The sequence below is a fragment of the Conexibacter sp. CPCC 206217 genome (assembly GCF_030646165.1).
Taxonomy (GTDB): domain Bacteria; phylum Actinomycetota; class Thermoleophilia; order Solirubrobacterales; family Solirubrobacteraceae; genus Conexibacter.
Genome location: NZ_JAUTDO010000003.1, coordinates 66,396 through 93,210, shown reverse-complemented (window position 1 = coordinate 93,210; position 26,815 = coordinate 66,396). Strand labels below are relative to the sequence as shown.

The following is a 26,815-nucleotide window of genomic DNA, read 5'->3' as shown; positions in this document are numbered from 1 at the left end:
GGGCGGCCCCGCGCGGCGGGGGCACGGCAACGGCAGCCGGCGCCCCGGCCTCCCCCTACACCTCCTCCGCCTCCACGAACGGAAGCTTCTCGTCCAGCCGCGTCAATCGCAGCAGCCGGCCGATCTCCGCCCCGCCGCGCACCAGGCGCAGCTCGTAGCCGCCGGCGACCGCGCGGTCGCGTTCGGAGACGAGCAGGCGCAGGCCCGAGGAGTCCATGAAGGAGAGCGAGCGGAGGTCGATCACCAGTCGCTCGTAGTCGTCGTGCGCGCGCAGCGCGGCCAGCAGCTGCGGCGCCGTGGCGAGGTCGAGCTCACCCGCCGGGGTCGCCACGAGCGTCTTCTCGCGGCGCTCGACGGCGACCTCGAACGTGGGAATCGGTCCAAGGCTTGTCATTGTGCGGACCTGTACCCCGAAGTCAGCGTCTCGATGCCTGACACGGTCGAGAGGTTGGCGAGCACCACGTTGCGGGTAGCGAGGGAGCAGCATGCAAGCGGACGCCTCCTTCTCCCTGCAGATGCCGCACGATCGCCACTCGTATCGATCGACGCGCGGTCCCGCGCACTCGGCCTCTGTCGACGTTACGCCGCCCGGCGGCATCGAGATCACGCTCGCGGCCAGCAGCGACGCGCCGCACTTCGCGCGCCGCGCCGTCACGGACGCGCTCGCCCAATGGAGCGCGAACCGCCGTGACGCCGCCCTGCTCGTGATCTCCGAACTCGTCACCAACGCGATACGCCACGGCGCCGCCGGACGCGAGGACCGCATCTCACTGCAGCTGCGGCGGCGCGCCTCGACGCTGCGGATCGAGGTCACCGATCCCCGCGCGCGCGCAGGCACGATCGCCGAGGCGTCGCTCGGCGGCGACGAGAAGCGCTCCGGCTGGGGCCTGCCGATCATCGCCGAGCTGACCGATCGTTGGGGCGTCGAGCACGGGCCGGGCCGCACCTGCGTCTGGTGCGAGCTGGACGGCGCCTGAAGGCCCCGCAGGTCCGCCGCGCGCCAGATATTCGGCCCCCGCGCTCGTCCCGACCGCCGCGCGCGCATATCCTTGCACCCGTGAGCGGGGCAGCCGGCAGAACACGCGAGCAGGAGACGCGCTCGGACGGGACGTTCGCCGAGCGCTATCGGGCGGCTTTCCTGCGCTATCTCGAGTCCGGCGACGAGGCGCACGTGACGCCCGCCTACGAGCTCAGCCGCGAGGCCGTCGGCGGGCATCTGAGCCTGTTGGAGCTGGCCGAGGCGCACCGCCGCGCGGTCGCCCAGGGCGTCCTGCCCGTGCGCGATCCGATCCGCCAGGCGCTGCTGGCCGAGCGCGCCGCCGACTTCCTGCGCGAGAGCCTCGCGACGTTCGAGATCGCCCACCGCGGCTACCTGGAGGTGCAGGAGGTCGCGCGGCTGGAGCACGAGCACGCGCGCCAACTGCAGTCGGTCGCCGAGGTCTCCGTCGCGCTCAACGCCGCGCTGCCCGTCGCCGACGTGATCGAGCTGGTGACCGCCGAGGCACGCCACGTGCTCGGCGGCAGCGCCGCCCGCGCGCAGTTGGAGCTGCCCAGCTCGCTGCAGCTGCGCGAGCAGCTGACCGCCGTCTCCGGCAACCCTCCGCCGCGCGACGCGCCGGCGATCCCGAACGTGCTGCGCGCGAGCCTCACCGGCCGCCGCGGGCTCGTCGTCGGCGAGATCGAGGTGTTCGGCGTCGAGGAGACCGACGCCGGCGCCGAGGCGATCCTCGTGCAGCTCGCGCAGGTCGCGTCGGCCGCGCTCGGCAACGCGCAGATCTACGGCCTCGAGCGCGAGATCGCGGAGACGCTGCAGCGCAGCCTGCTGCCGCAGCGGCTGCCGCAGGTCGCCGGGCTCGACCTCGATGCGCGCTACTGCGCCGCGGGCGACGGCATGGTCGTCGGCGGCGACTTCTACGACGTCTTCAGAATCGAGGGCGTCGACACGTGGGGCATCGCGATCGGCGACGTCTGCGGCAAGGGCCCGGACGCCGCGGCGCTGACTGCGCTCGTGCGCTACACGCTGCGCGCCGCCGCGCTGTGGGAGCAGCGGCCCGAGCGCGTGATGGCGATGCTGAACGCCGCGATCCTCGACCAGCGCAGCGACTACCGCTTCTGCACCGCGCTCTACGGCCAGCTGAAGCTGTCGCCGACGGGCGGCCGCGTCGACTTCGTCACCGCCGGCCATCCGCTGCCGCTGGTGCGGCGCGCGGGCGGCCAGGTCGAGGCCGTCGGCACGCACTCGACCGTGCTCGGCGTCGTCCCGGATCCCTCGCTGCACACCGACACGGTCGAGCTGGGCCCCGGCGACATGCTGCTGCTCTACACCGACGGCGTCACCGAGGTCCGCAAGCGCGGCCGCGAGGTGTTCGGCGTCGATCAGCTGATGGCGCTGCTGCGCGAGATCGGCGACGTGTCCGCCGCGAAGGCGGCCGAGCGTGTCGAGGACGCGGTCCTCAACGCCAGCGACGGGCCGCCGCGCGACGACCTCGCCGTCGTCGCGATCCGGATCCCGCGCGTCGCCTGAGCGCCGAGATGTCAGACTCCGCACAGCGTCGTTCGAACCCGGGGAGCGCCGATGGCCGAGGGTAGGAGAGCAGCGAGAGCAGCCCGCAAAACGAGAGCGAGCGCTCCCGTCGTCGCGCCCGAGTCGAGCGCGTCGCTGCTGCGCGAGCTGGTCGCGCTGCTGCGGCGCAACCGCACGCAACTGCGCGAGGAGTGGGCGCGCCGCATCACCGACGCGAAGCTGCTGACCGCGATGACGTCGGACGAGATCTTCGCCGAGGCGACCTCCGTCTACGACAACTACATCGAGGTGCTCGAGACCGGCTCGGTCGAGGCGCTGCAGGACTACGCGAGGAACCTGTCGGAGCGGATCATCCCACGTGGGGTCGAGACCGACGAGGTGCTCGGGATCGTGCTGCTGCTGCGTGACGTGCTCGCGCGCTCGCTGTTCGAGAAGTACCAGTCGGATTTCGAGCTGCTCAACCGCGTGCTCGACGCCTACGAACCGGCCGCGAACCGGATCGCGAACACGGTCGGCGTCTCGTTCGTGCAGGAGCGCGAGCGGATCATCCGCCAGCAGCAGGAGGCGATCCGCGAGCTGTCGACGCCGGTGCTGCAGGTGCGCGAGCGGCTGCTGATCCTGCCGATCATCGGCGTGCTCGACTCGCAGCGCGCGCGGCAGGTGACCGAGCAACTGCTGCGCGGGATCCGCACCAACCGCGCGAAGGTCGTCGTGATCGACATCACGGGCGTGCCGACGATCGACCAGACGGTCGCCAACCACCTGTTGCAGACGGTCGAGGCGTCGCGGCTGATGGGCGCGAGCGTGATCATCACCGGCCTCTCGTCGGAGATCGCGCAGACGCTCGTGACGATCGGCGTCGACCTCTCGAAGGTCAACGCGGTCGGCGACCTGCAGGGCGGCATCGAGGAGGCCGAGCGGCTGCTCGGCTACGAGGTGACCGTGCGCACCGAGACCGCGGACGCGCTGCGGTAGGTCGCGGCCGGCCGCCCGCCCCGTATGCCCGTCCCGATCCTCAAGCAGGGCAGCGTGCTGATCGCTTCGATCCAGACGGCGCTCACCGACACGGACGTGCTGCAACTGCAGGAGAAGCTGATCGAGCAGGTCGGGCGCTATCGATCGCGCGGGATCGTGATCGACGTGGCGGCGCTCGACGTGATGGATTCGTTCGTGGCGCGGTCACTGAGAGCGATCGCGCAGATGACGCGGCTGCGGGGAGCTGAGATGGTGCTGGTGGGGATTCAGCCGGAGGTCGCCTTCGCGATGGTGCAGTTGGGCACGTCGCTGGAGGACGTCCGCACGGCACTCGACCTCGAGGAGGGCCTGGTCCTGCTCGAGTCGCTCGGCGGGGAGCCCGAGCGCCATGGCGGCCCCGGCAGCTGAGGTGCGCGTCGGGATCGCGTCGGACGACGACGTGGTCGCCGCCCGCCAGGCCGGCCGCCGGCTGGCCGAGTCGCTCGGGCTCGGCGCGACCGATCTGACGCTGGTCGCGACCGCGATCTCCGAGGTCGCCCGCAACATCACCGCGTACGCCGGCTCCGGCGAGATCGTCGTGCGCCGCGTCGACGTGCGCGGCCGCAGCGGCGTGCAGGTCGTCGCGTACGACGAGGGCCCGGGCATCGCCGACATCGAGCGCGCCCTGCAGGACGGCTACACGACCGGCGGCGGCCTGGGGATCGGCCTCCCCGGCGCCCGCCGCCTGATGGACGACTTCTCGATCAGCTCGTCCGAGGGCGGGACGACGGTCACGATGACGAAGTGGGGGCCGGAGTGAGCGGCGCCGGCTTGCACCCTGACGTCGCGCTCGGCGTCGCAAACGTGGCGGCCGGCGGCGAGGCTGTCAGCGGCGATGCCTGTGTGGCGGCGGTCGGGCGTGACGGCGTGCTGGTGGCGGCGATCGACGGGCTCGGCCACGGCGTCGCCGCGAGCGCCGCGTCGCAGCTCGCCGCGAGAGTCGTGCAGGAGCACGTCGACGACCCGCTGCCCGCGCTCGTCTGCGCCTGTCACGAGGCGCTCGCCGACACGCGCGGTGCGGCGCTGACCGTCGCACGGATCGACGTGCGCGCGCACACGCTGACGTGGCTGGGGGTCGGCAACGTCGCCGGCGTGCTCGTCCCGGCAGTCGCCGGCGCCCCCTCCCCCGCGGCGCTGCTGCTGGCCGGCGTCGTCGGCGACCAGCTCCCGCAGCTCGTGCCGGTGACGCTCCCGCTCGTCCCCGGCGACACGGTCCTGCTCGCAACCGACGGCGTCAGCGGCGCCGTCGCCGACGACCTGCGCGTCCGCGGCGCCCTCGGCCCGCTCGCCGACGGCCTCCTGCGCCGGCACCGCCGCGGTCCCGAGGACGACGCGCTCGTGCTGCTGGCGCGGTTCGCGCCGGGTGAGGGCGCGGGCTAGAGGTTGTACCCGCCGGACACCTCGATGTCTTGCCCGGTGATCCAGCCGGCGTTGTCGGAGAGCAGGAAGGCGATGACGGTTCCGATGTCATCCGGCTCCCCGATGCGGCCGAGCGCGGTGCGGGCGGCGATCGGCGGGATCAGTTCGGGATGCTTCGCGAACGCGTCCCCGCCGAGACGAGTCCGCGTCGTGCCGGGTGAGACGGAGTTGACTCGGGTGCCGCGAGCGCTGAGCTCCTTGGCCAGGTAGCGGGTCAGCACCACGAGGCCGCCTTTCATCGCGCCGTACACCGAATAGCCGAGCGACATCCCCAGCGGCTGGGTCGATGAGCTCGTGGTGTTGACGATCGCGCCGCCGTCGCGAAGGAGGGGCAGCAACGCCTGGGTGAGGAACAACGGGCCCTTGAGATTCACACGGTGCAGCGTCTCGTAGATCTCGTCGGTCACCGCTTCGAGCATCGCCATCTGTCCGACCCCCGCGTTGTTCACCAGGTAGTCGATTCGATCGGTGTCCCAGGTCTTGGCCAACGCGCCCACAACAGCCTCCCGGAACGCGGGAAACGATGCTGAATCTCCCATGTCGAGCGGCAGCGCGACGGCTTTGCCGCCGAGCTTCTCGATCTCGGCCACCGTCTCCTCAGCACCCTCGGGGTGGCTGTAGTAGGTCAGGATGACGCCGGATCCCTGCTCGGCGATCCGAATTGCGGCGCTCTGTCCGATCCCAGCACTTCCTCCGGCGATCACGGCGATCGTCATGGGTCACGTCCTTTTCCGCGGATGCACCGCGAGTCGTCTGTCGTCGCGTCGCGGCGTCGTTCGTGCCGCGTCTTGCAGTACATCAACGAGACGGTCGATCCCCGTAGACGGATCCGGGCGCTGTCTTGCCTGATCCTGCCGACTTGCGCGGGGCCGTCAGCGCCTCAGGGGAGCGTCCCGCGGCGCGCGAACGCGAGCAGCGCTCCAAGCGGAGCCACGAGCGCGATCACCGTCAGCGCCCGATCCGGCGAGGTCGTGGCAAGCGCGCCCGCGACGCTCGCGCCGAGCGCGATGCCGGCGCCCTGCGCGGTCGTCAGCCACGTGAACGCCTCGACCGCGCGGGCCGGCTCGACCAGCTCGTCGAGCAGCTCCAGTAGCGCGACGTTCAGCAGCCCGTAGCCGGCGCCGCCGGCCGCGAGCACCGTCGCGAGCGCCGCGACCGAGCGCGCGCAGGCGCACAGCGGCAGCACGATCGCGAGCAGCGCGAAGCCAGCGAGGAAGCGCCGCTGCGGCGTGCCCGCCCGACCGCGCCGCCCGCTCCACAGCGAGCTGACGACGCTGCCGGCGGCGAACGCAGCCAGCGGCACCGCCGCCAACGCCGTGCTCCCCTCGCTGCCCGCGAACGCCGGGCCGACCACCTCGACCGCCCCCAGCAGCACCCCGAGCAGCGCGTCGCAGCCGAGCACGGTGAGCATCCCGGGGTTGCCGCGCAGGACGCTGCACCGCGCTGGCGACTCGCGCGCGGCGCCGTGACACGATCCGTCGCCGGGCGAGCGAACGCGCCCCGCCCCACCCCCCACCCGCGCGATCAGCCCCGCCGCCGCCAGCGGACAGACGCCCACCACCCCGAACGCCGCCGCCGGCCCCCACAGCAGCGCGAATCCTCCGACGGCGGCCGGTCCCAGCACGCTCGCGAGATCGCCGAGGAGGGCGTTGAGGGCGTGGGCGGTGCGGATCAGGCGATCGCCGGCGACCCGCGGCCAGCGTGCGCGCGCAGCAGCGATCAGCGGCGGAGCCGCCGCACCCGCGCCCGCCGCCGCGAGGATCGCGAGCAGAGCTGGCGAACCGGCGAGCGCGCCGATCAGCAGAATCAGCAAGGCAGCGCTCTGAACGACCGCGAACGCCAGCAGAGCACGCCCGCCGTGGCGATCGACCAAGCGGCCGCGCACCGGCGCGAGCGCGCCCGCGCCCAGCGACAGCGCCGCCACCGCGCCGCCCGCGACCGCGAACGAGCCGCCGGCGCGCTGCACCAGCAGCACGATCGCCAGGCCAAGGCTCGCGTTCGCGAACCATCCGACTGCGCACGCGAAGGCGAGCGCCTTCGCGTCCGCGCGCGCCAGCAGCGCGCCGAACACCGACATCGAAGCAACCTCCTCGCGACCGCCCGCGAGGACGGCGCGCATCGCGGACCGCAGGAACCGATCCGGCCGCGAACGGGCGGCCGGCGGCGCGCGCCTACGGCGGCGTCAGGCGAAAGCGGGAGGACTGACGGTGCGACATGGGACCGAGGTTAGCTCCGAATCGCCCTCTATATTGGCTTAGATGGAACTCGAACTCTGGATCGACGTCGTCTGCCCGTGGTGCTATCTGGGCAAGCGCCGCCTGGAGGCCGCGCTCGAACAGTTCGACGCGCGCGACGAGGTGACGCTCGTGCAGCGCTCGTTCGAGCTGGACCCCAGCGCGCCGCGGATCATCGAGGGGACGCTCGCCGAGCTGATCGCCTCGAAGTACGGCAGCACCGTCGAAGAGGCAAAGGCGCGCCAGGCGCAGCTCGTCGAGCTGGGCCGCGAGGACGGGATCGACTTCCGCTTCGACATCGCCAGAGGCGGCAACACGTTCGACGCCCACCGGCTGATCCACCTCGCGCGCGAGCAGGGCGTCGCGCAGGGCGTCGTCGAGCGGCTGATGCTCGGCTACTTCACCGAGGGCCTCGCGATCGGCGACCCGGCCGCGCTCGCGAACGCCGTCGCCGAGGCCGGCATCACGCAGCCGGAGGCGCACGAGCTGCTCGACTCGGACCGCTTCACCGACGAGGTCCGCGCGGAGGAGCAGCTGGGCGCCAGACTCGGCATCCGCGGGGTTCCCTTCCTCGTGCTCGACGGCCGCTACGGCGTCTCCGGCGCTCAGCCGGTCGAGGCGTACCTGCAGGCGCTCCAGCACGCCTGGGGCGAACGCCAGGCCGCATAGGCCGCGCCGGCCTCTGCAAAGATGGCGGAAAGGTGAGTCCGACGTCTCCGGGGAGGGACTGGATGCTTCGTCTGTGCAGAGCCGCGGTGGTCGCGGTCGTGGTGGCTGGTGCGGCGACGGTGGCGGTGACGCCCGCGCAGGCGCGCATAGTCAGATGTGCCGCGCCCGCGAGAAGCGGCGTCGTCAGCCTCGTCGGCGACGGCGTCGGCTGCAGAGAGGCGAGACGGGTCGCGGCGGCGCATTCGCGCTCGTACAAGAGCAGAAGAGCGTGCCGCTCCTACACGACCGCCTGCAGAGTCCCGCCGTTCACGTGCTCGCAGATACAGCTCAGACCGACGCCGGTGAGAGTCCTCTGCACCACGCGCAGAGGCCCCCAGGTGCGCTTCAGCTACCGCCGCTGATCTGAGAACCGCCGCATAGCCGCGCGGTGCGAGGGGTACATGCCAGAACGAGATGGCAGACACTCCGACACAGGCGCCTGGCCCGCGCCCCCAGGCCCCGCTCGCCGATGACACGCTCGACGCGCTGCAGCTGTTCCTGCGGCGCGCGAGCCACTATCCGCTGCTGACCTCCTCGCAGGAGCTGCAGTTGGCGCGACGGATCGAGCGCGGCGACCTGGGCGCGAAGGAGCGGCTCGTCAACCACAACCTCCGTCTCGTCGTCTCGATCGCGCGGCGCTTCCAGGGCGTCAGCGAGCTGGCGCTGCTCGACCTCGTGCAGGAGGGCGTCGTCGGGCTGATCCGCGCGGTCGAGAAGTTCGACTGGCGCAAGGGCTTCCGCTTCTCGACCTACGCGACGCTGTGGATCCGGCAGGCGATCCAGCGCGGGATGGCGACGCACGGCCGCGCGATCCGGCTGCCGGTCAACGTCGCCCAGCGCGAGCGCAAGGTGTCGGCCGCGATGCGCCGTCTGGAGGCCGAGCTGGGCCGTCAGCCGTCGGTCGAGGAGATCGCGCGCGCCGCCGACCTGCCGGACGTCCAGGTCGCCGAGCTGCGCGAGCTGTCGCGCTCGCTCACCAGCCTCGACCAGGTCGTCGCCGCCGACACCGACACGACGCTCGGCGAGCTGCTGCCCAGCGACGCGCCGCAAGTCGACGAGCAGGTCGGGGAGCGGCTGCAGCGCGAGACGCTGCGCCGCACCGTCGACGGCCTGCCGTCGCCCGAGCGCGACGTGATCAAGCTGCGCTTCGGCCTCGAGGCCGACGGCGCGCCGCTGCCGCACGCGCAGATCGGACGCCAGCTCGCGCTCGCGCCGTCGCAGGTGCGCGCGATCGAGCGCGAGGCGCTCGCCCAACTGGCCGGTTCGCGCGAGCTGGCCGCGCTCGCCGACGCGGCCTGAGCGCTCGCCGAGCACCTCTCTCGCAGGGCGTCCCAGAGGCCCCAAAACCATACGTATCGTTGAGTGAATTACCAGCCTGAGGGCGAACGCCGAATAAACACCAGTTCCTTCGTGCTATTTGAACCAGGATGGGCTGTAGACCCGAGGCGCGGAGACTGAAATGTTTCTCGTCCATGAGCGCTGTCATCCAATCGAGCGATCACGAGAGGCTTGGCCGCGCCGTGCGCGAGCTGCGCGCTCGTCGTGGTCTATCTCAGGAAGTGCTGGGCTACAGAAGTGGCCTGCACCGAAACTACATCGGCGCGATCGAGCGGGGAGAGATCAACCCCACCTTTCGCGTCCTGATCAAGCTCTCGCACGGACTCGACTTCGAGCTGTCCGAGATCATGGCGTTGTGGGAGGAGCGGTCGACCGACCCGCCGCCCAGACGCCGCCGTCGCACAAGGAGACCGACATCGCCGTGAGCGGGCACGATCGGGGGTTTCCGACCTGCCGTCAGCAGGTACCCACCGTGGTGAGCAGGGTGACCATAGGAGGACTGACGACGTGCAGGTCAACGACCTCGATCACGACCGGCTCCGCCGGCTCGCAGCACTGCACCCCCAGAACGGACACAAAGTGCTGAGCGTCTACGTGGACCTCGATCCGGCATCGTTCGGAACGCCGCCCGCGCGCGCGGCGCAGATCTCCTCGCTCGTCGACGCGGCGGAGCGCCACACGCGCCACGCCGAGCTCGACCATGCCGCGAAGGTCGCGCTGCACGACGACGTCGGGCGGGTCCGCGAGTTCCTCCGCGGCGAGGAGTTCTCCGCGAAGGGCGCGCACGCGCTCGCGCTGTTCGCCTCCGGCCCCGCCGACCTGTTCGAGGTGCTGCGGCTGCCCGACGCGGTCCCCGGCGCCGTCGTCGTCAACGACACGCCGTGGCTCGATCCGCTGATCGGCCACGGGCGCGTCCGCCGCTGCCTCGCGCTCGTGAGCCGCCGCACGTTGCGCGTCTTCGGCGACACGCCCGACGGCGCGCTGCGCGAGCTCGTGACGCTGGAGGACGTCGTCCCCAGCCAGCACGACCAGGGCGGCTACTCGCAGTCCAACTACCAGCGCAGCATCGAGGAGGAGGTCCGCAAGCATCTCGAGCATTGCGCGACCGTGCTGCTGGAGCAGTTCCGCAGCGCGCCGTTCGACCACCTCGCCGTCGGCACCTCGGCGGAGCTGTGGCCGGAGCTGGAGCGGATGCTGCACTCCTACCTGCGCGAGCGCACGCTCGGCCGCTTCGACGTCGAGGTCGAGAGAGCCAGCGCCGAGCAGGCGCTCGCCGCCGCCAGACCGCTGTTCGACGCCGCCGACGAGCGGCACCTGCACGTGCTGCTGGACAAGCTGAACGCGGGGCTCGCGCACGGCGAACGGGCGGCCGCCGGGCTCGGGGCCGTGCTGGACGCGCTCAACGAGCGGCGCGTCGGCGCGATGCTGTACGAGGCCGGCTTCTCCTCCCCCGGCTTCGCCTGCCCCAGCTCGGGCTGGCTCGGCGTCGGCCCGACCGACTGCCCCTCCGGCGAGGACGGCGCCGAGCCGCGCGACAACATCCTCGAGGATGCGATCGCCGCCGCGATCGTCCAGCGCGCCGATGTGCACGCGCTGCGCGACCGGCCCGAGCTGGGTCCCCACGGCGGGATCGCGGCGGTGCTGCGGTTCTGACTCCCTCGTCAGCGCACGCGGCCTAACTCGCCTCGGCCACTCTCCGCAACCGCTCCACCGTCCTTCGCAGGAGCCGCGAGATCTGCATCTGCGAGACGCCGAGCGCGGCGGCGATCTCGCTCTGCGTGCGGTCCTCCTCGAAGCGCAGGCGCAGGATCTCGCGGTCGCGGGCCGGCAGCGCGCCGAGCGCGCCCGCGATCGCCTCGCGGTAGACGACCAGCTCGTAGCTGCCGTCCTCGTGGCCGAGCGCGTCGACGAGAGCGTCGCGCTCCCCGTCGACAGCGGGCCGCGGGGCGTCGAGCGAGACGGTGTCGGTCGCGTGCGCGGCGTCGAGCGCCTCCAGCACCTGCTCGACGGTCAGCTTCAGCTCGTCGGCGATCTCCGCGGGCGTCGGCGCGCGGCCGGTCTCGACCTGCAGCCGCTGCGCCGCTCTGTCGACCGCGAGCACCAGCTCCTGCAGCCCGCGCGGGACGTGCAGCGCCCAGCCGTTGTCGCGGAAGTGCCGCCGCAGCTCGCCCAGCATCACCGGCACCGCATAGCTCGCGAACGCCGTCGAGCGTCTGACCTCGAACCGGTCGACCGCCTTCACGAGGCCGAGCGAGGCGACCTGGACGAGGTCGTCGAGCGGCTCGCGGCCGTGGTAGTAGCGCAGCGCGAGCTGACGCGCGAGCGGGAGGAAGCGCGCGATCAGCTCGTCTCGCGCACGCGCGTCGCCCCGCACGTGGTAGCGCTCGAGCAGACGTCGCGTTCCGTGAGCGGATTCGCCGCGGCGATGGCTTGGTCCGCCATCCCCCCGCTGCCGCGCCGCCCCACGGCGGATCGGGCTTCGGCTGGGCATGTCAAGACGCGTACCCGGCCGCTCGCGGGTTCAGTGATCGGCAGCGGCGGCCCGCGGCCGGCATGTCAGGTTGCTGGCATTGGACGCCGGGTAAGGTCAGCGCGTGAACATCAGCCCGCCGCCCCCTCCCATGCCCGTGACGACCCGCAGCTTCGACGTGATCGTCGTCGGCGCCGGCCCGGCGGGCGAGGTGGCCGCCGGCAAGCTCGCCGGCCGCGGCTTCGCGACCGCACTGATCGAGCGCGAGCTGGTCGGCGGCGAATGCTCCTTCTACGCCTGCATGCCGTCGAAGGCGCTGCTGCGCCCCGGCGAGCTGGCGGAGGAGACGCACCGCGTCCCCGGCGTGAGCGACGCGAGCATCGAGACGATCGCCGCGCTGCGCCGCCGCGACCAGGTGATCCACGACCTCGACGACAGCGGGCAGCTGCCGTGGGTCGAGGACAAGGGCATCGAGCTGATCCGCGGCGACGCCCGCTTCGAGGGCGAGCGGCGCCTGCGCGTGACGACGACGGAGGGCGAGGAGCTGCTGCTGGAGGCCCGCCGCGCCGTCGTGATCGCCGTCGGCAGCGCCTCCGCGATCCCGCCGATCCCCGGGCTGGCAGAGCTGGAGCCGTGGACCAACCGCGAGATCACGACCGCGCGGCAGGTACCGCCGCGGCTGCTGATCCTCGGCGGCGGCGTCGTCGGCGTCGAGATGGCGCAGGCGTGGAGCAGCTTCGGCGCCCAGGTCACGCTCGTCGAGGCGGGGCCGCGGCTGATCGCGCAGGAGGAGGAGCTGGCGTCCGAGCAGGTGACCGCGTCGCTGCGCGCTCACGGCGTCGACGTGCGCACGGGCGTCAGAGCGACCGGCGCGCGCCGCGACCAGGGGGACGCGACCTCCGTGCTGACGCTGGAGGACGGCGAGGAGCTGCGCGCGGAGGTGCTCGTCGTCGCGGCCGGGCGCAAGCCGCGCACGGACGGGCTCGGGCTGGAGACGATCGGCCTCGAGCCCGGCAGACCGGTCACGGTCGACGAGCACCTGCAGGTGCCGGGCCGCGACTGGCTCTACGCGATCGGCGACTGCAACGGCCGCGAGCTGCTGACGCACCAGGGCAAGCTCCAGGCGCGCGTCGCGACCGCGCACATCGCCGGCGACCATGCGGCGGCGCTGCTGCCGATCGGACCGCCGCCGCGCGTGATCTTCTGCGAGCCGCAGGTCGCAGCCGTCGGCCACACGCTCGCGACCGCGCGCAGAGCCGGGGTCGACGCGGCCGTCGTCGACGCGCGGCTCGACAAGACCGCCGCCGCCAGCTTCCACGGCAAGGGCGTCGAGCAGCACGTGCGCTTCGTCGTCGACCCCGCGCGGCGGATCCTGATCGGCGCGACGTTCGTCGCGCCCGACGTGGCGGAGTTCGTCCACGCCGCCTCGATCGCGGTCGCCGGCGAGGTCTCGCTCGATCGCATGGCGCAGGTCGCGGCGCCGTTCCCGACGCGCAGCGAGGTCTGGCTGCAGCTGGCCGACTGGGCGGAGCAGCACGGCGCCGGCTCCGCCGCGGGCGGCAGCAAGGTCGATGCCGCCGCGGCCGGCGACGAGGCGGATCGATGAGATCCGCCGCCACAGCCGCACGCCGAGCCGCTATCGTGGCAACGGCCCGATGACGCTGCTGGAACTCACCACCGAGACCGACGGCACGACCGTCCGCCTCGCCCTCGAAGGCGAGCTGGACATCGCCAGTGCCGGCCAGGTCGAGCGCGAGCTGACGCAGATCGAGCGCGATGCTCCGCCGACGCTGGTCCTGGACTTGCGCAACCTCGCGTTCATGGACTCGACCGGGCTGCGCATCGTGGTGGCCGCCGACGCGCGAGCGCGCGAGCAGTCGCGCCGCTTCGTCGTCGTGCGGGGCCCGGACGCGGTCCAGCGGATCTTCCACATGACGCGGCTGGACGAGCGGCTCGACATGGTCGACGAGCCCGCCGGCGCACAGGCGTAGCGCCGCCAGCCGAGCCTCCCGTCCGCATTAGGGTACCCTAACCCGACAGGGTGCCCTGACGGCCGCTGCGGCCGTCGTGCCTCCGTCCCGGACCTCCACACCAGGAGCACGACTCGATGACACGTCCCCGACCGCTCGTTCCCCGCCTTGGCGCGACGCTCGCCCTCACCGCACTTGCCGCCGTCGCGCTTCCGGCCGCCGCCAGCGCGAAGCCGACCGGCGCGACGAAGATCGAGCTGAAGGGTGCCGCCGCGACGGCGCTCGCCGCGCAGGACGTCCGCATCAGCGCGCAGAAGCCGGCGCAGGCGAACGCGCGACGGATCGTCCTGCCGGTGGTCGGCGGCACGGTCGCGAGCGGCGCGACGCTGCGCAACGGCGGCAGCGTCAGCTTCCGCACCCGCGTCGACAGACGCACCCGGACGGTCAAGCTGACCGGCTGGCAGACAAAGATCGGCAGCGGCGGCTCGAAGGTCTCCGCGAAGCTCGGCGGCCGTCGTCTCACGATCTTCACGATCGCGACCCCGAAGCGCAGAGTCGCGCTCGACCGCAGCTCCAAGACCGCGCGGCTGAACGGCGGCAGCGTCCGCCTCACCCCCGCCGGCGCGAAGGCGCTGCGCACCGGCCTCGCGCTCAGAGCGCTGACGGCCGGCCCGCTCGGCAGCGCGACCGTCGCCGCCAAGCTCGACGGCGGGACCAGCGGCGGCGGCACGGACACCGGCAGAACGCCGACGCCCGGCGGCGGGGGCGGAACGACGACACCCGGGGGCGGCGGAACCACCCCGACGCCGAGCCCCGGTGACCCGAGAGCGACGCCGATCACCGACGAGCCGCCGGTGCTCGCCGTCCCGCCGACGGCGGTCCCGATCGTCAGCGCGACGATCACCTGGTGGGTGCGCGACTCGTTCATCCGCTACATCGAGACTGGCGAGGGCACGACCGTCTCGGCCGGCGCGATCAAGGGCTCCCCGGTCGAAGGCCCCGATCACGTCTGCAGCGACGTGCCTGCCAATCCCGGCCCGCTCGTCTACTCGTTCACGTTCCCGTTCAGAAGCGGCTGGGTGGACGCGGCATCGGGCGCCGCGGCCATCTACGGCAGCGGCGCCGTCAGATTCGGCTACAGATCGCACACGATCGACATGATCGTCCGCGATCCCGAGCTCGAGCTGGTGCCCGGTGCGGCGCGCGCGATCTCCCGCCTCGACGGCTCCGGCGGAACGGCGCTCGGCAACAAGCGTGCGGTGCTCGTCGATCTCGACCTCGCAGCCGCGAGACAGACCACCGTCGACAGAACGGTCACGTTCGGACCGATTCGCGGAAGACTGCCCTCCGGCACCACGTCCGCGTTCGCCGGCTTCTACGCGGCCGGCGACGGCTTCGGCTGCTACACGGTCTCGTACACGACCTGAACGCTCGGCGCCGCACGGCGCCGAGCGGCCAAGGCCACGCGCGGCCTCGCCTCATCGAGGCCGCGCGCTCGTGGCGGTAGGAACGCCAGATCTGGCACGCGCGCACCCAGACAGCAAGTTAGGTCTGCCTAAGTTAGGCTGGTTGCAGCCAGATTTCGTCCGAACCGCAGGAGGACTCGCGCTCTATGCGCATCACCGCACCCCATGCAGGACTCACGCGGGCCGGCCGCCGGCTGCTGCTCGCGAGCGCAGTCGCGGCCGCCGCGATCGGCGGCACCGCCACCGCCGCCCTCGCCGCACCGGCCGTCTCGGTCAGCCCGTACTCCGGTCTCAGCCTCGACAGAGCGAACACGCTGACGGTCAGAGGCACCGGCTTCACGGCCGACGCCGTCGATCAGACGACCGGTCTCTACGTCGCCGTGACCGCCACCGTGAGCGACACGATCTATCTCGACAGACCGAGCACGCAGTACATCGCCGCCGTGATGCCGGACGGCCCCACGAGACTGAACGCCGACGGCACGTTCGCCACCAGAGTCACCGCGAACCGCAGATTCACCGACGAGGCGACGTCGAGAGAGATCGACTGCGCCGTCACGCAGTGCGTCGTGCGCGCGTGGAGAGCCCACAACGCGCCGTCGGACGCCAACGTGCTCGCCACGCAGGCGATCCGCTACACGTCGCCGACGCCCTTGGCGGGCGCCGTCGTGACGGTGTCGCCGCGCGCCGGCCTCTCCCCCGACGCGACGACGACCGTCTCGATCCAGGGCGCCGGCTTCGATCCGACCGCCGGCAACGGCGGAGGCTTCTACGTCGCCTACGGTCCTAGACTCGCGAGCTACTGGCTCAATCAGCCGTACAACCAGTCGAAGTACATCCGGTCAACGCCGGGCACGCCGGCCGACCAGCTGCTGAACGCGGACGGCACGTTCAGCACGACGCTCGACGCGCTCCCGGTCTACGAGAGAGGCGGCGTCACCTACGACTGCCGCGTGATCCAGTGCGGGGTGCTGACGTTCGCCTCGAGAGGCAACGCCAACGCGGTCTTCGACACCGCGACGCCGGTCTCGTTCGCGTCGGCCGTCGTCAGCCCGGCGACCGAGCTGTCGCGCGACGCCGCCACGACCGTTGCGGTCTCCGGCAGAAACTACTCGACGGGCACCTACGCGTCGGTCACCGCGCTCGTCGGCGGGGCTGTGCTGACGGACGCCGGCAGCACGAAGTGGATCCGCGCCGGCGGCCCGACGCCCGCGGACACGCTCGCTGCCGACGGCTCGTTCGCAAGCGCCGTGACGGTCAACCCGACCTTCACCGACAGAAGCGGCGTGACGGTCGACTGCCGCGTGACGCAGTGCGCGATCTCGACCTGGAGAGAGCACACCAACCCGACGCCGGAGGCGCTCTACACGACGACGCCGATCGCGTTCGCGGCGGCCGTCGTCCCGCCTGTCGATCCGCCCAGACCGCCGGTCACGCCGATCCCGCCGGCGCCGCCGGTGCAGCCGGGCGTCGTCGCGCCAAGAGTCACCGTGCCGGGCAAGCCGCAGACGCCCGGCAGAAACCGCTTCGCGACGATCGGCACCGTGCGCGCCGGCAGCCAGGCCGCGACGCTCAGAGCACCGAAGTCGATCGTCGTCAAGATCGCCAGAACGCGCTACCGCATCGCGGTGCTCGTGCCGAGCAGAGTCGCCAAGGGCGGCAGCGCGAGAGTCCGCGTGCGTCTGACGAGAGCGGCGGTCGCCGCGCTCCGCGGCCGTTCGGTCAAGGTCGCCGTCAAGGTCAAGGTGACCGACGCGGCCGGCAGCAAGACCGTCACCGCGAAGGCGACGCTGAGAGGCGCGAGAAGAAGCGCGAGAAGAAGCTCCGGCAGACGCGGCTGACCCGAGCCCGACGAAGCATCCGCGCGCCGGCGGGCGCGGGAACCGGTCCCGGTCCCGTCCGCCGGCGCGGTGCGTCGCAGGGCCGACGCGACGCCGGCGCCGCTGCGCCGCGCTCAGGCGTCGGGGTGGAAGCTCTCGTCCGCGTCGGCGTCGGTGCGTCCGAGCCACGCGACGTGCAGGGCCGTGTGACCGTCCTCACGGCGCTCCAGCGCGGCATCGACGTGCCAGACGTCGGCGAGCCGCTCGCGTCCGAGCACGGCTTCCGGCGCACCGCTGGCGACCGAGCGGCCGTGCGCGATCACGACGACGGTGTCGGCGACGGCCGCCGCCAGCGACAAGTCGTGGACGACGAGGATGACCGCGATGCCGTCCCGTGTGAGGCCTCGCAACAGCTTCGCGAGCGTCGCGGTGGCGCCCAGGTCGAGGTGCGACGTCGGCTCGTCGGCCATCAGGACGGGCGCCTCCTGCGCCAGCCCGACCGCGATCTGGACCCGCTGCAGCTCGCCGCCGGAGAGCGTCGTCAGGCGCCGCTCGGCGAACTGCTCGACCCCGGCACGCTCCATCGCGCGCTCGATCGCGTCGTGGTCGGCTCTGACGAGCCGGCCGAGCGGTTTGACGTGCGGGGAACGACCGATGCGAACCGCCTCGCGAACTGTGATGCCGTCAGGAACGCTGGCGCGCTGCGGCACGAACGCGCGCAGCTGCGCGAGCTGGCGTCCACGCAGCTGCTCGACCGGCACGCCGCTCCACAGCACGCTGCCGCCTGCCGTCCGCTGCAGCCCGGAGACGGCGCGCGCGAGCGTCGACTTGCCGGCGCCGTTTGGGCCGACGACCGCGACCAGCTCGCCGGGACGGACGGTCAGGTCCGCGCCGTGCAGGATGCGCTTGCCGTTGATCTCGACGGCGACGTCGCGCGCGTCAAGCAGCGGCGCTTGCGCGACGAACGCCGGCGGCTGGCGTGTCAGCAGCGGACTCATGCGGCTTTGCGCAGCAGGTAGAGGAAGAGCGGCACGCCCAGCAGCACCATCAGCGGGCCGACCGGCAGCTCCAGCGGCGCTGCGATCGTCCGCGCGAGCGTGTCGCCGGCCATCATCACCGCGCCGCCGACCAACGCCGAGACCGGCACCACGTACGTCTGCGTCGAGGTGCCGGACGCCATCCGCACGACGTGCGGCACGAACAAGCCGAGGAATGTGACGAGCCCGGCGATCGCAGCCCCGCACGCGGCGAGGATCGCCGCCGCGATCGCGGCCGTCAGGCGGATCACGCGCGGGCGGGCGCCGAGCGACGCCGCGACGTCGTCGCCCAGGGCGAGCCGATCGAGCGGACGGGTCAGGACGACCGCCATCAGGAAGCCGACGGTCAGGTACGGCCAGACGACCTCGAGATTCGACCAGCCGCTCGTCGTCAAGCCGCCGGCGAGAAAGAAGATCGCCGACTGCACCCGGTCGGGGTACGCCGCCATGATCGACGTCGTGCCCGCTTGAAAGGCCGCCGTCATCGCAATTCCGGCAAGCACGAGGCGAGCGATGCTGCCGCCGTTGGCGCCGGTCGAGGCGATCAGGAAGACGAGCAGCGCGGCGACCAGTCCCATGCCGAGCGCGCCGAGCGGAAGCAGCGCAATCGTGTCGGGGAAGATGATCAGGATCAGCATCGCGCCGAAGGCAGCGCCGCCGGTCACGCCCATCACGTCCGGGGAGGCGAGCGGGTTGGCGAGCGCCCCCTGCAGCAGCGCGCCCGCAACCCCCAGCGCAGACCCGACGGCGAGCGCCTCGACCGTGCGCGGCAAGCGCAGGTCGAGCACGATCTTCTTCAGCGGACCGGGCTCGGCTTGACCCGTCAGCGCGTCGATCACCGTCGACAGCGGCACGTGCACCGCGCCGAGCGTCATCGACGCGATCGCCGCCACGACCAAGGCGGTCGCCGCGACGACGACCACCGCGATCTGTCGAGTCTTCACCGGACGCCTGCTACCGGTTCTTCAGGTACTTCGTCTGCACGTCGTAGATCGACTGCGCCGCGCTCGTCCACGGCTGCAGCAGCGTGTTGTCGGTCGACACGTACACGCGGTTGTTGCGCGCTGCCTTCGTGTCCTCCCACGCGGGATTGCTCTTGAGGTACTTCGTCATCGCCGGAATGTCCTTGATGTTGCCGTGCGGCACGGCGATGATGATGTCGGGGTTGCGCTGGACGACGACCTCGTCGGAGATCGCCGCGAAGCCGCCCGATGCGCTGAGGCCCTGCGTCAGCAGTCTGCCGCCAGCGGCCTTGACGAGGTCGCCGCCCCAGCTGTTGGGCAGGAAGGCGTACGGCCGGCGCCCGACGCCGAGCACGAGCAAGACGGTCGGGCGTCTTCTGATCGCTCTCTCGGCGACCTTGATGCGGGCGCGCTGGATGTCGGCCAGTCTCTTCGCCTGTGCGCGCTTGCCGACGACCTGACCGATGAACTCGGTCTGCCGCGCGACGTCGTCCACCGTCGCGGGGTCGCTCTCCACGACCTTGATGTCGAGCGACTTCATGTTCTGGTTGCCCTTGGCCCAGATCGGAGCGGACAGCACCAAGCTGGGGTTGAGCGCAGCGAGCTGCTCCATGTTCGGCCCGAACGGGTGCGACAGCGGCAGCGTCTTGACGCCCTTCAGCCCCGCGTTGAACTTGTCGTTGCCGCCGAGCGTCTGGCCGATCGCGACCGGTCTGACGCCGAGCAGCGACAGCGTGTTAGCCGTGAACGGCGTCAGCGCGACGATCCGCGGGGTCGCCGCGTTGGCGGCGCTCGCGAGGCCGGCGCACAGCAGCAGCGTCGCGAGGAGCGTGCTCAGGAAGCGGCGCGTCATGCCGGCGCCTCGCTCTGCAGCACGTCGTACATGCGCACCTCGCTGCCGTGCGACAACTGGCCTCTGCCACCGTCGCCGGAGTGCGCCTGTCTGAAGGCGTCGCTTCTGAGCCAGCCGTGGAACGCCTCGCGGCTCTCCCAGCGACTGGAGACGAGGTACTCGTTCTCGCCGTCGCGACGCAGCAGTTCGAAGCCGAGGAAGCCGGGGACCGTGGCGAGGTGGCTCTCGCGCGAGCGGAACGCCTCCTCGAACGCGTCCGCCTTGCCCTCCGCGGCGCTGACGACGTTCATCACGACGATCATGCGCGTGCCTTCTTGGCCAGCTCGACGGTCGCGCCGCGCAGGCCGTCGGCGGCCGTCGCGGGCTCCGCGAAGCCGACGCGCGCGGGCGCCTTGCCGCGCGGCGTGTCGATCGAGAGGTCCATCCCGTAACGGTCGATCCCGGTCGCGACGGCGGCGGTGGCGTCGGGGTAGCCGGCCAGCTTCTGCGAGATCTGCAGCAGCGCGTCGGCGTGGTCCTCGTTGAGGTGGGAGACGGCGTGGTCGGCGTTCGGCGCCGTCGGATCGACCGTCGCGGCCTTGTACGCGGCGGCGTCGTCGGAGCCCATGATCCCGTAGCCGCCGACCCAGCGGACGCGCTCGACCTCGAGCACCCACAGCGAGAAGTCGCCGAACTTGGCGTACGTTCTGCCGTACGGCATCGCCTTGTAGGCGGCCTCGCGGGCCTCCTCCTCGCGCGCGCCCTCGGGCTTGACGAAGCGCCCGGCGAGCGTCACGCGGCCGCTCTGCAGCGGATCCGGATTGGTGATCGGCGCCGCGACCATCAGGCTGGCGCGCGCGTCGCGCTCGAGGTTGCGGCCGTGCTCGGCCAGCGTCGAGACGAACAAGACCGGGGCGCCGTCAGGAAGCGTGCCGAAGACGACCATTGAAGCCCACGGCGTGCCGTCGTCGCTCAGCGTCGCGAGCGTCGCGACGGTCGAGTGGGCCAGCAGCGTGCGCGCTTCCTCGGCGGGCGTGCGTCGCGCGCCGGGCTCAGCCGGCTCCAGCGGCGGCGGAAAGTACTGGAAACCTTCAGGGGCCTGGTGGTCGGGGTTCGGCGCGCGCAGAGTGGACATGCGCGTTAGGTTACCCTAACCCTGGCGCTTGGGACGGCTCGGTGGCGGTCTGAGGGTTCTCGCCGCGCGCGCGACGCGCTCGCGTGCGAGCAGCTGGCGGATCCGCAGCTCCAGCACGGCGATGCTCGCCGGGGCGCGCTCGCCGACTCTTCTGACGTGCACCCCCATGGTCCCGAAGCTGTTCGCGACGGCCGTCAGGCCGCCGCGGCGAGCGCCCGTTCGAGATCGACCAGCGGGCGCTTTACGCCGTCTCGCAGCAGCAGGCGCGGATTGGCCTGCGTGAGACGAAACGCCTGCGTGCTGGACGCACCGGCGCGCAGCAGCAGGTGGAAGCCGAGCTGCAGCGTCTGCTCGCGCGAGCCGGGATGGCCGTCGGAGGCGAGGCAGTAGGCGAGTCCTTCGCGCACGAGCCGCACAGCGGCGTCCTGGGCGTCAAGCCCGTGGTTGCCCAGCAGCGAGCAGACGTTGACCTGCAGCAGCGCGCCCTGCGCCAGCATCGGGCGCAGACGGCCGAGGCCGTCGCCGGACATCAGGCCGGCTGAGCGCTCGGGGTGCGCCAGCAGCAGGCCGTAGCCGAGCCCCTGCAGGCGGCGGAAGGCGAGCGCGAAGTCGTCGTCGATCCCCTCGAAGGGGCATTCGAGCAGCAGCCAGCGGCTGCCGGCCGGGCCGGAGGAGATCCGCTCGAGGTCGGCCTCCGGCAGCAGCAGCGCGTCCGGGTGGGCGAGCTCGGCGCCGAGGTGCAGGCGCACGCCGAGGCCGGCCGCGGAGATCATCCGTTGCGCCTGTGCGACACGGTCCGCCAGTTCGCGGATCGGCACGCCGGGGAACTCGTCCCGCTTGATGTGGGGCGTGCAGGTGACGTCGCGTACGCCCTCGGCGTGCAGGCGACGGGCATGCCGCAGCGTGTCGTCGGCGGTCGCAGCCCCGTCGTCGAGGCCCGGCAGCAGATGGCAATGAAGGTCGACGTACGACATGGGGCGAGCCTAGGCCCGCCCCAACTACCAAAAGTGCTGCAAATGTAAAACTTCACCGAAGTTTCACGGCAGCCCGTTCCTACCGAAGGCTGCTCAATCCTGATCTTCGCGCTCGCTGCTGCGCTCGGAGTCGCCCTCGGCGTCCGTCTGATCCTCCACGCGCGGGTCCTCGTCGGCACCCTGATCGCGCAGCACGACATGGGCCGACTGCTGGTCGCCGTGCGTCGCGTGCTCGACCAGCTCCTCCTCGGCCAGCTCGAAGCCCTCGGCCTCGCCCTCGCCCGCCTCGACCAACGGCCGCTGCGCCGGATCGAGGTCCTCGTCGCCCGCGACGCCGCCGATCCCGCGCGCCTCCGCGGCAGCCGCCTCGACCTCGTCTTCCTCCCAGCGGGGGTCTTCGGTCATCTGCCAGCTCCTTCGCCGTGTCGCGTGTAGGCGTCCGCCTCGTCGGAGTCACGGTAGCCGAGGTCACTGGTGTCCTGTCCCTCGCGTCTGGCGAGCCGCTCGCCCTCCTCGCGCGCGGCGCCCTCTCCGGCACCCTCGACGTCGTCGTCTGCGACCTCCGCCGGCGCCTCCTCGGGCAGCTGGTCGGACTGCTTGGGGGTCTCGCTCTCACTCATGACGGCTCCTGGTCCTGGCTCTGCACGGTCTCGGGTCCCTTCGGATCCGGGCTGGGGATGTCGGGCGCCGGCGGGTCGGGCTGCACCGGCGGCTGCGGCTCTGGGATCTCCGGGCCGGGCGGGGCGTCCGGCGGTTCGGGCGGCGCCGGGTCCGGGACGGTCGGCCCCGGATCGCCGGGAAGCGGCTGCTCGGGTCCGACCGGCTCCGGCACCTCCAGCGCCGGCGTGACTACTGCTGCGACGGGCATCGAGGCGTCCTCTCATGGTCGGTTCGAACGGAACCTTCCCCTCCCGGCGGGCGCGAAACGGCCCGCCGATGCCGTTTGGACGGGTGCACGGCAGGGCAGTGCGACGGGACCACGCCCAACCTCCGTCATGAAAAGGGAGCATCGATGCCGACGACCGAGGACAAGCTCGTTCAGTACCTGATCGAGGCGCGTGCGATGGAGCTGGCGCTCGTGCGCACGCTGCAGGCCCACATCGCGGTGACGCCGAGCGGCGACTACCGCTCCGAGCTGGAGCGCCACCTGCGCGAGACGCGCGGCCACGCCGACAGAATCAGCCGCCGCCTCGCCGACCTCGACCACGGGCCGACCGTCGTCGGCGCCGTCTACGACGCCGGCCAGCGGCTCGCCGGACAGCTGCTCGCGTTCGGCAAGACGCCGCTGGACCTGCTGCGCGGCGCCAGCCCCGAGGAGAAGCTGCTGAAGAACGCGAAGGACGAGGCCGCGACCGAGGCGCTGGAGATCGCGACCTACGACGCGATCGAGCAGCTCGCGCTGCTGGCGGGCGACGAGCTGACCGCGAGACTCGCGGCGTCCCATCGCGCCGACGAGGAGCGGATGCTGGCGGCCCTGCGCGCGCAGATCCCGGCGCTGACGGCGGCCGTCGTCGACTCCGAGGTCGCCGGCAGACCGTCCTACGACGTCGAGAGAACCGGTGCCGCGCAGGCCGCGAGACGCTCCGCGCGCGAGCTGAGACGCGACGCCGACGACGCGGCGCAGGCGACTGCGCGAGCAGGGCGCAGAGTCGGCGCCGACGCCAGACGGGCGGCGGCGGGCGCGGTGGCGAAGGCGGCGGAAGCGGTCGACGGCGCAATCGGCGCCACGCAGCAGACGACCGAGGAGCGCGAGGAGCAGCGCCGGCCGTTCGCCGGCTACGACGAGCTGACCGTCGAGCAGGTCACCAGAAGACTCGACGACCTGACGCCGGCGCAGCTGCGCCACGTCGAGACGTACGAGCGCGCGCACAAGCAGCGCCGCACGGTGCTCGACGCGGTCGAGCACGAGCGGGAGCACGCTGGGAGCGGAGCGGGAGCGAGATGAGCGCAGCGGCCCGAGCGGTCGTGCTCGACGTCGACGGCACGCTCGTCGACACGAACTACCTGCACGTGATCGCGTGGCAGCGGGCCTTCGCGGGGATCGACCTCGACGCGCCCGCCTGGAGCCTGCACCGCCAGGTCGGCAAGGGCGGCGACAAGTTCGTCGCCGCCGCCGCGGGCGAGGAGGTCGAGCGCCAGCACGGCGACGCGCTGCGCGACCTGCACGGCGACCACTTCGGCGAGCTGATCGACGAAGCCCGCCCGCTGCCCGGCGCACGCGACCTGCTCGTGGCGCTGCGCGAGCGCGGGGTCGCGAGCGTGCTGGCCAGCTCCGGCAACGCCGACGAGGTCGAGCACTATCTCGACCTGCTCGACGCCCGCAAGCTGCTCGCCGGCTGGACCAGCTCCGGCGACGTGTCCAACTCGAAGCCGGCGCCCGACCTCGTCGAAGTGGCGCTCGCCAGAGTCGCGGCGCGGCCGGCTGTGATGGTCGGCGACTCGGTCTGGGACGCAGTCGCCGCCGAGCGGGCCGGAATCGGCTTCATCGGGCTGCGCAGCGGCGGGATCTCCGAGACCGAACTGCGCGCTGCCGGCGCCCGTCGCGTCTACGACACGGCCGCGGACCTCGCGCGCGATCTCGACGGCGCCGGCATCGGGAGCGGGTGAGCTCGCCGGCGCCGTTTCACTCCTCTTCGCGACGCATCAGTCACCTGAATCTCGGAAAGTCAGTGGACTGTCACTCCACCACTCAGGAATGTCTGAGCAAGTGTCGAAGCTGATAAAAACCTACTCACAGTTGTGGAAGTAAGCCCATCGTTGCGTTACGGTGAACACATATGAGTGGTGACGCGGCACACGCTTTGGTGCATCACAGAGGTGACACACCCGGTGGTGAGTCACAGCTGTGCTGCACCGATGCCGCGCGACTGCTCGACGTGCCGCCGGCCGCGTTGCAGACGTGGTCGGAGCGGCTCGCGTTCCCCTGTGACGTCGGCGGCGCGACCGGTCCGCGCTTCCGCCGTGCCGAGATCGAAGCCCTGCGCGACGCGCTCCCGCAGGCGCACTCGATCAACGGCGCGATCCAGGTCGCGCGCCGCCGCGTCCTCGCGTAACACCCCGCCGCGTCCTCGCGCAACGCCCATTCGGCGCATCGGCCCACGCCGCCTCGTACGGCGCGCGTGCCGCTCACGTGCGAAGGTTGCCGGCCCCGTGCTGACCTCGTACGCCGACATCCTGCGCACGCCCGGTGCGCGTGCATTCGTGGGCGCCGGCTTCGTCGGGCGCCTGCCGATGGCGATGCTCGGGCTCGGGACGGTTCTGCTCGTGCGCGGCTCGACCGGCTCCTACGGCGTCGCCGGGGCGGTCAGCGCGACGATCGCGATCGCGAACGCGATCGGCGCCCCGCAGATCGGCGGGCTGGTCGACCGCTTCGGACAGCGGCGCGTGCTGCTGCCCGCGATGGCGCTGCACATCGCCGGCCTCGTCGCGCTGATCGTCGCCGCGCAGGTCGACGCGAGCCGCGCCGCCTACTTCGCCGCGGCGTTCGTGACCGGTCTCGCGTTCCCGTCGTTCGGCTCGCTCGTGCGCTCGCGCTGGGCGAACCTGCTGGGCGGCAGCCCGGGCCTGCAGACGGCGTACGCGCTGGAGTCGGTCCTGGACGAGATCGTCTTCACGCTCGGCCCCGTATTGGTGACGGTGCTGGCGACCGCGATCTCCCCGGCCGTCGGGCTCGCGACCGCGATCGGCTTCCTGCTCGTCGGCGGCCTCTCGTTCGCCACCCAGCGCGCGACCGAGCCGCCGATCGCCGCGCGCAACGGGCACACCGGCTCGGCGATACGGTCGCCGGGCCTGCTGGTGCTCGCGCTCGTGCTGGTCGGCCTCGGCGGCGTCTTCGGGACGATCGAGGTGTCGATGGTCGCGTTCGCGCAGGAGCACGGCCACGAGGCGCTGAGCGGTCCGCTGCTGGCACTGCACGCGATCTCCAGCGCGGTGGCGGGGATCGCGTACGGCGCCCGCCGCTGGGGGATCGGACTGGAACGCCGCCTCGCGATCGCGATCGCGCTGATGTGCCTCGGCACGATCCCGCTCGCGCTCGCCGACTCGATCCCGTTGATGGCGCTGGCGATCGTGGCGAGCGGCGTGACGATCGCGCCGACGCTGATCACGAGCTTCGCGCTCGTCGAGGCGCTCGTCCCCCGCGCCGCGCTGACGGAGGGCTTCGCCTGGCTCTCGACCTCGCTCGGCGCCGGCATCGCGATCGGCCTCGCCGCCGCCGGCCACGTCGTCGACGCCACCAGCGGCCACCGTGCCTTCGCGGTCGCGTTCGCCGCCGGCCTCTTCGCCGCCGTCGCGATGGCGCTCGGCAGGCGCCGCCTCACCCCGGCCCCTGCCGGGACAGCACGCGCCTGAGCGTCGCTCTCTCCTGAGCACCGAAGGTTTGCTGCCGCCAGGCAGCAGCGATCCTTCGGTCCTCCCCGGCCGGCGCCGGCTGCGGGCTCAGCGTGCCGGGTGTGTCGGGCGGTCCGCTACTCGGACGACCAGCTTCAGGCCGGACCATGTCGTGTCGATCGCGCAGACCTTCACGTCGACGACGCCGGCCGCCAGGCCCAGCTCGCGCACGACGTCCTCGGTCACGTCGGTCGGCACTCTCGACGCCTTCTTCGGCCACGCGATCCACAGCGCGCCGTCGGGCTCCAGCGCCGCGATCAGCCGCGGCAGCCGCTCCCGCAGTCGCCTCCGCTCGACGAAGAACGCGACGACGAGGTCCAACGGACCGCGCGCCGACGTCCGCACCGCCCCCACCCCCTCCGGCAGCTCCCCCAGCGCAACCGCGAACTCCGCCGGCGCGTCGAGGAACGCGATCCGCTGCCCAGCCTTGATCCCGAGCTTCTTCGGCAGCGGCGTCCCGGAGTACCCGGCAGGTCTCGGCGAACCCATGGGAGAAAGGCGAGGCGCGAATGGTCCGCGCTCG

34 protein-coding genes are annotated in these 26,815 nt (G+C 72.3%); 19 read left to right on the top strand and 15 right to left on the bottom strand.

All coding sequences use genetic code 11. The features are described 5' to 3' along the window. Nucleotides 1-55 precede the first annotated feature (55 nt). A complete protein-coding gene (locus tag Q7L65_RS08790) occupies nt 56-394 on the bottom strand; it encodes an STAS domain-containing protein (protein WP_304720477.1) in 339 nt (112 codons plus the stop codon). Nucleotides 395-485: 91 nt separating this feature from the next. Here Q7L65_RS08790 and Q7L65_RS08785 point away from each other — a divergent pair, with 91 nt between their 5' ends. The 6 genes from Q7L65_RS08785 to Q7L65_RS08760 all read left to right on the top strand — a co-directional run bounded on the left by Q7L65_RS08785 (nt 486) and on the right by Q7L65_RS08760 (nt 4,918). Beyond that, entirely contained in the window at nt 486-977 is a 492-nt protein-coding gene (locus Q7L65_RS08785; protein WP_304720474.1) for an ATP-binding protein, read from the top strand. Between the two features lie 80 nt (nt 978-1,057). Next, nucleotides 1,058-2,524 (top strand): PP2C family protein-serine/threonine phosphatase, encoded by a 1,467-nt coding sequence (locus Q7L65_RS08780; protein ID WP_304720472.1) that lies wholly within the window; start codon nt 1,058-1,060, stop codon nt 2,522-2,524. A 51-nt stretch (nt 2,525-2,575) separates the two neighbouring features. Further along, nucleotides 2,576-3,499 (top strand): STAS domain-containing protein, encoded by a 924-nt coding sequence (locus Q7L65_RS08775; protein ID WP_304720469.1) that lies wholly within the window; start codon nt 2,576-2,578, stop codon nt 3,497-3,499. Between the two features lie 24 nt (nt 3,500-3,523). Beyond that, nucleotides 3,524-3,907, top strand: a complete 384-nt coding sequence (locus Q7L65_RS08770; RefSeq protein ID WP_304720466.1) for an STAS domain-containing protein — start codon at nt 3,524-3,526, stop codon at nt 3,905-3,907. Next, nucleotides 3,888-4,298: an ATP-binding protein gene (locus tag Q7L65_RS08765; protein ID WP_304720464.1), complete on the top strand. Its 411-nt coding sequence runs from the start codon at nt 3,888-3,890 to the stop codon at nt 4,296-4,298. The genes Q7L65_RS08770 and Q7L65_RS08765 overlap by 20 nt, the downstream gene beginning before the upstream one ends. An 11-nt stretch (nt 4,299-4,309) precedes the next feature. Then, the gene (locus Q7L65_RS08760; RefSeq protein WP_304720462.1) at nt 4,310-4,918 is read left to right on the top strand and encodes a SpoIIE family protein phosphatase; all 609 of its coding nucleotides are present in this window, start codon (nt 4,310-4,312) and stop codon (nt 4,916-4,918) included. Here Q7L65_RS08760 and Q7L65_RS08755 read toward each other — a convergent pair. Together Q7L65_RS08755 and Q7L65_RS08750 are read right to left on the bottom strand one after the other, a co-directional pair. Beyond that, entirely contained in the window at nt 4,915-5,673 is a 759-nt protein-coding gene (locus tag Q7L65_RS08755) for an SDR family NAD(P)-dependent oxidoreductase (protein WP_304720459.1), read from the bottom strand. The two genes, Q7L65_RS08760 and Q7L65_RS08755, sit on opposite strands and share 4 nt — an antisense overlap. A gap of 164 nt (nt 5,674-5,837) precedes the next feature. After that, the gene (locus Q7L65_RS08750) at nt 5,838-7,034 is read right to left on the bottom strand and encodes an MFS transporter (protein ID WP_304720457.1); all 1,197 of its coding nucleotides are present in this window, start codon (nt 7,032-7,034) and stop codon (nt 5,838-5,840) included. A 181-nt stretch (nt 7,035-7,215) separates the two neighbouring features. On the opposite strand from Q7L65_RS08750, the gene Q7L65_RS08745 reads away from it, so the two are divergent. From Q7L65_RS08745 to Q7L65_RS08725, 5 genes are all read left to right on the top strand, one after another. Further along, nucleotides 7,216-7,860: a DsbA family oxidoreductase gene (locus Q7L65_RS08745; protein WP_304720455.1), complete on the top strand. Its 645-nt coding sequence runs from the start codon at nt 7,216-7,218 to the stop codon at nt 7,858-7,860. Nucleotides 7,861-7,922: 62 nt separating this feature from the next. Then, nucleotides 7,923-8,261: a hypothetical protein gene (locus tag Q7L65_RS08740; RefSeq protein ID WP_304720453.1), complete on the top strand. Its 339-nt coding sequence runs from the start codon at nt 7,923-7,925 to the stop codon at nt 8,259-8,261. Between the two features lie 52 nt (nt 8,262-8,313). Further along, nucleotides 8,314-9,198, top strand: coding sequence for an RNA polymerase sigma factor RpoD/SigA (locus tag Q7L65_RS08735; RefSeq protein WP_304720451.1), 885 nt, complete (start codon nt 8,314-8,316; stop codon nt 9,196-9,198). Nucleotides 9,199-9,371: 173 nt separating this feature from the next. After that, nucleotides 9,372-9,662 carry a helix-turn-helix domain-containing protein gene (locus Q7L65_RS08730; protein WP_304720449.1) on the top strand — a complete coding sequence of 97 codons (291 nt, stop codon included), beginning with the start codon at nt 9,372-9,374 and terminating at the stop codon, nt 9,660-9,662. An 82-nt stretch (nt 9,663-9,744) separates the two neighbouring features. Continuing rightward, entirely contained in the window at nt 9,745-10,890 is a 1,146-nt protein-coding gene (locus tag Q7L65_RS08725; protein ID WP_304720447.1) for a Vms1/Ankzf1 family peptidyl-tRNA hydrolase, read from the top strand. A 22-nt stretch (nt 10,891-10,912) separates the two neighbouring features. Here Q7L65_RS08725 and Q7L65_RS08720 read toward each other — a convergent pair whose 3' ends face one another. Continuing rightward, nucleotides 10,913-11,611, bottom strand: coding sequence for a SigB/SigF/SigG family RNA polymerase sigma factor (locus tag Q7L65_RS08720; RefSeq protein ID WP_304720444.1), 699 nt, complete (start codon nt 11,609-11,611; stop codon nt 10,913-10,915). 247 nt (nt 11,612-11,858) lie between these two features. On the opposite strand from Q7L65_RS08720, the gene Q7L65_RS08715 reads away from it, so the two are divergent. The 4 genes from Q7L65_RS08715 to Q7L65_RS08700 all read left to right on the top strand — a co-directional run bounded on the left by Q7L65_RS08715 (nt 11,859) and on the right by Q7L65_RS08700 (nt 16,984). Continuing rightward, nucleotides 11,859-13,313, top strand: a complete 1,455-nt coding sequence (locus tag Q7L65_RS08715) for an NAD(P)/FAD-dependent oxidoreductase (protein ID WP_370552534.1) — start codon at nt 11,859-11,861, stop codon at nt 13,311-13,313. A 49-nt stretch (nt 13,314-13,362) separates the two neighbouring features. After that, nucleotides 13,363-13,698, top strand: coding sequence for an STAS domain-containing protein (locus tag Q7L65_RS08710; protein ID WP_304720440.1), 336 nt, complete (start codon nt 13,363-13,365; stop codon nt 13,696-13,698). Nucleotides 13,699-13,814: 116 nt separating this feature from the next. Beyond that, nucleotides 13,815-15,104 carry an HtaA domain-containing protein gene (locus Q7L65_RS08705; protein ID WP_304720438.1) on the top strand — a complete coding sequence of 430 codons (1,290 nt, stop codon included), beginning with the start codon at nt 13,815-13,817 and terminating at the stop codon, nt 15,102-15,104. Nucleotides 15,105-15,289: 185 nt separating this feature from the next. Further along, nucleotides 15,290-16,984, top strand: coding sequence for a hypothetical protein (locus Q7L65_RS08700; RefSeq protein ID WP_304720437.1), 1,695 nt, complete (start codon nt 15,290-15,292; stop codon nt 16,982-16,984). A 113-nt stretch (nt 16,985-17,097) separates the two neighbouring features. On the opposite strand, the gene Q7L65_RS08695 is transcribed toward Q7L65_RS08700, so the two are convergent. The 10 genes from Q7L65_RS08695 to Q7L65_RS08650 all read right to left on the bottom strand — a co-directional run bounded on the left by Q7L65_RS08695 (nt 17,098) and on the right by Q7L65_RS08650 (nt 22,771). Continuing rightward, nucleotides 17,098-17,961, bottom strand: a complete 864-nt coding sequence (locus Q7L65_RS08695; RefSeq protein WP_304720434.1) for an ABC transporter ATP-binding protein — start codon at nt 17,959-17,961, stop codon at nt 17,098-17,100. Beyond that, entirely contained in the window at nt 17,958-18,944 is a 987-nt protein-coding gene (locus Q7L65_RS08690) for an iron ABC transporter permease (RefSeq protein WP_304720431.1), read from the bottom strand. Before Q7L65_RS08690 ends, Q7L65_RS08695 begins: the two co-directional genes overlap by 4 nt. A gap of 10 nt (nt 18,945-18,954) precedes the next feature. Further along, entirely contained in the window at nt 18,955-19,815 is an 861-nt protein-coding gene (locus tag Q7L65_RS08685; RefSeq protein ID WP_304720429.1) for an ABC transporter substrate-binding protein, read from the bottom strand. Then, nucleotides 19,812-20,117, bottom strand: coding sequence for an antibiotic biosynthesis monooxygenase (locus Q7L65_RS08680; protein ID WP_304720427.1), 306 nt, complete (start codon nt 20,115-20,117; stop codon nt 19,812-19,814). The genes Q7L65_RS08685 and Q7L65_RS08680 overlap by 4 nt, the downstream gene beginning before the upstream one ends. Next, nucleotides 20,114-20,929 carry a HugZ family protein gene (locus Q7L65_RS08675; protein ID WP_304720426.1) on the bottom strand — a complete coding sequence of 272 codons (816 nt, stop codon included), beginning with the start codon at nt 20,927-20,929 and terminating at the stop codon, nt 20,114-20,116. Before Q7L65_RS08675 ends, Q7L65_RS08680 begins: the two co-directional genes overlap by 4 nt. Before the next feature lie 15 nt (nt 20,930-20,944). Further along, a complete protein-coding gene (locus tag Q7L65_RS08670) occupies nt 20,945-21,097 on the bottom strand; it encodes a hypothetical protein (RefSeq protein ID WP_304720424.1) in 153 nt (50 codons plus the stop codon). A gap of 26 nt (nt 21,098-21,123) precedes the next feature. Continuing rightward, nucleotides 21,124-21,903, bottom strand: a complete 780-nt coding sequence (locus Q7L65_RS08665) for a tyrosine-protein phosphatase (RefSeq protein ID WP_304720423.1) — start codon at nt 21,901-21,903, stop codon at nt 21,124-21,126. Between the two features lie 93 nt (nt 21,904-21,996). Then, nucleotides 21,997-22,308, bottom strand: coding sequence for a hypothetical protein (locus Q7L65_RS08660; RefSeq protein WP_304720422.1), 312 nt, complete (start codon nt 22,306-22,308; stop codon nt 21,997-21,999). Continuing rightward, a complete protein-coding gene (locus Q7L65_RS08655) occupies nt 22,305-22,523 on the bottom strand; it encodes a hypothetical protein (RefSeq protein WP_304720421.1) in 219 nt (72 codons plus the stop codon). The genes Q7L65_RS08660 and Q7L65_RS08655 overlap by 4 nt, the downstream gene beginning before the upstream one ends. Continuing rightward, entirely contained in the window at nt 22,520-22,771 is a 252-nt protein-coding gene (locus Q7L65_RS08650) for a hypothetical protein (RefSeq protein WP_304720420.1), read from the bottom strand. Before Q7L65_RS08650 ends, Q7L65_RS08655 begins: the two co-directional genes overlap by 4 nt. A gap of 144 nt (nt 22,772-22,915) precedes the next feature. Between Q7L65_RS08650 and Q7L65_RS08645 the strand changes: the two genes are divergently transcribed. The 4 genes from Q7L65_RS08645 to Q7L65_RS08630 all read left to right on the top strand — a co-directional run bounded on the left by Q7L65_RS08645 (nt 22,916) and on the right by Q7L65_RS08630 (nt 26,253). Next, on the top strand, nt 22,916-23,848 hold the full coding sequence (locus Q7L65_RS08645) for a DUF892 family protein (protein ID WP_304720418.1): 933 nt from the start codon (nt 22,916-22,918) through the stop codon (nt 23,846-23,848). Then, nucleotides 23,845-24,510 (top strand): HAD family hydrolase, encoded by a 666-nt coding sequence (locus Q7L65_RS08640; RefSeq protein ID WP_304720417.1) that lies wholly within the window; start codon nt 23,845-23,847, stop codon nt 24,508-24,510. The genes Q7L65_RS08645 and Q7L65_RS08640 overlap by 4 nt, the downstream gene beginning before the upstream one ends. Before the next feature lie 170 nt (nt 24,511-24,680). Beyond that, nucleotides 24,681-24,956 (top strand): hypothetical protein, encoded by a 276-nt coding sequence (locus tag Q7L65_RS08635; RefSeq protein WP_304720416.1) that lies wholly within the window; start codon nt 24,681-24,683, stop codon nt 24,954-24,956. A gap of 97 nt (nt 24,957-25,053) precedes the next feature. Beyond that, the gene (locus Q7L65_RS08630; protein ID WP_304720415.1) at nt 25,054-26,253 is read left to right on the top strand and encodes an MFS transporter; all 1,200 of its coding nucleotides are present in this window, start codon (nt 25,054-25,056) and stop codon (nt 26,251-26,253) included. Between the two features lie 87 nt (nt 26,254-26,340). On the opposite strand, the gene Q7L65_RS08625 is transcribed toward Q7L65_RS08630, so the two are convergent. Then, nucleotides 26,341-26,781 carry a DUF3052 domain-containing protein gene (locus tag Q7L65_RS08625; RefSeq protein WP_304720413.1) on the bottom strand — a complete coding sequence of 147 codons (441 nt, stop codon included), beginning with the start codon at nt 26,779-26,781 and terminating at the stop codon, nt 26,341-26,343. Between the last annotated feature and the right edge of the window lie 34 nt (nt 26,782-26,815).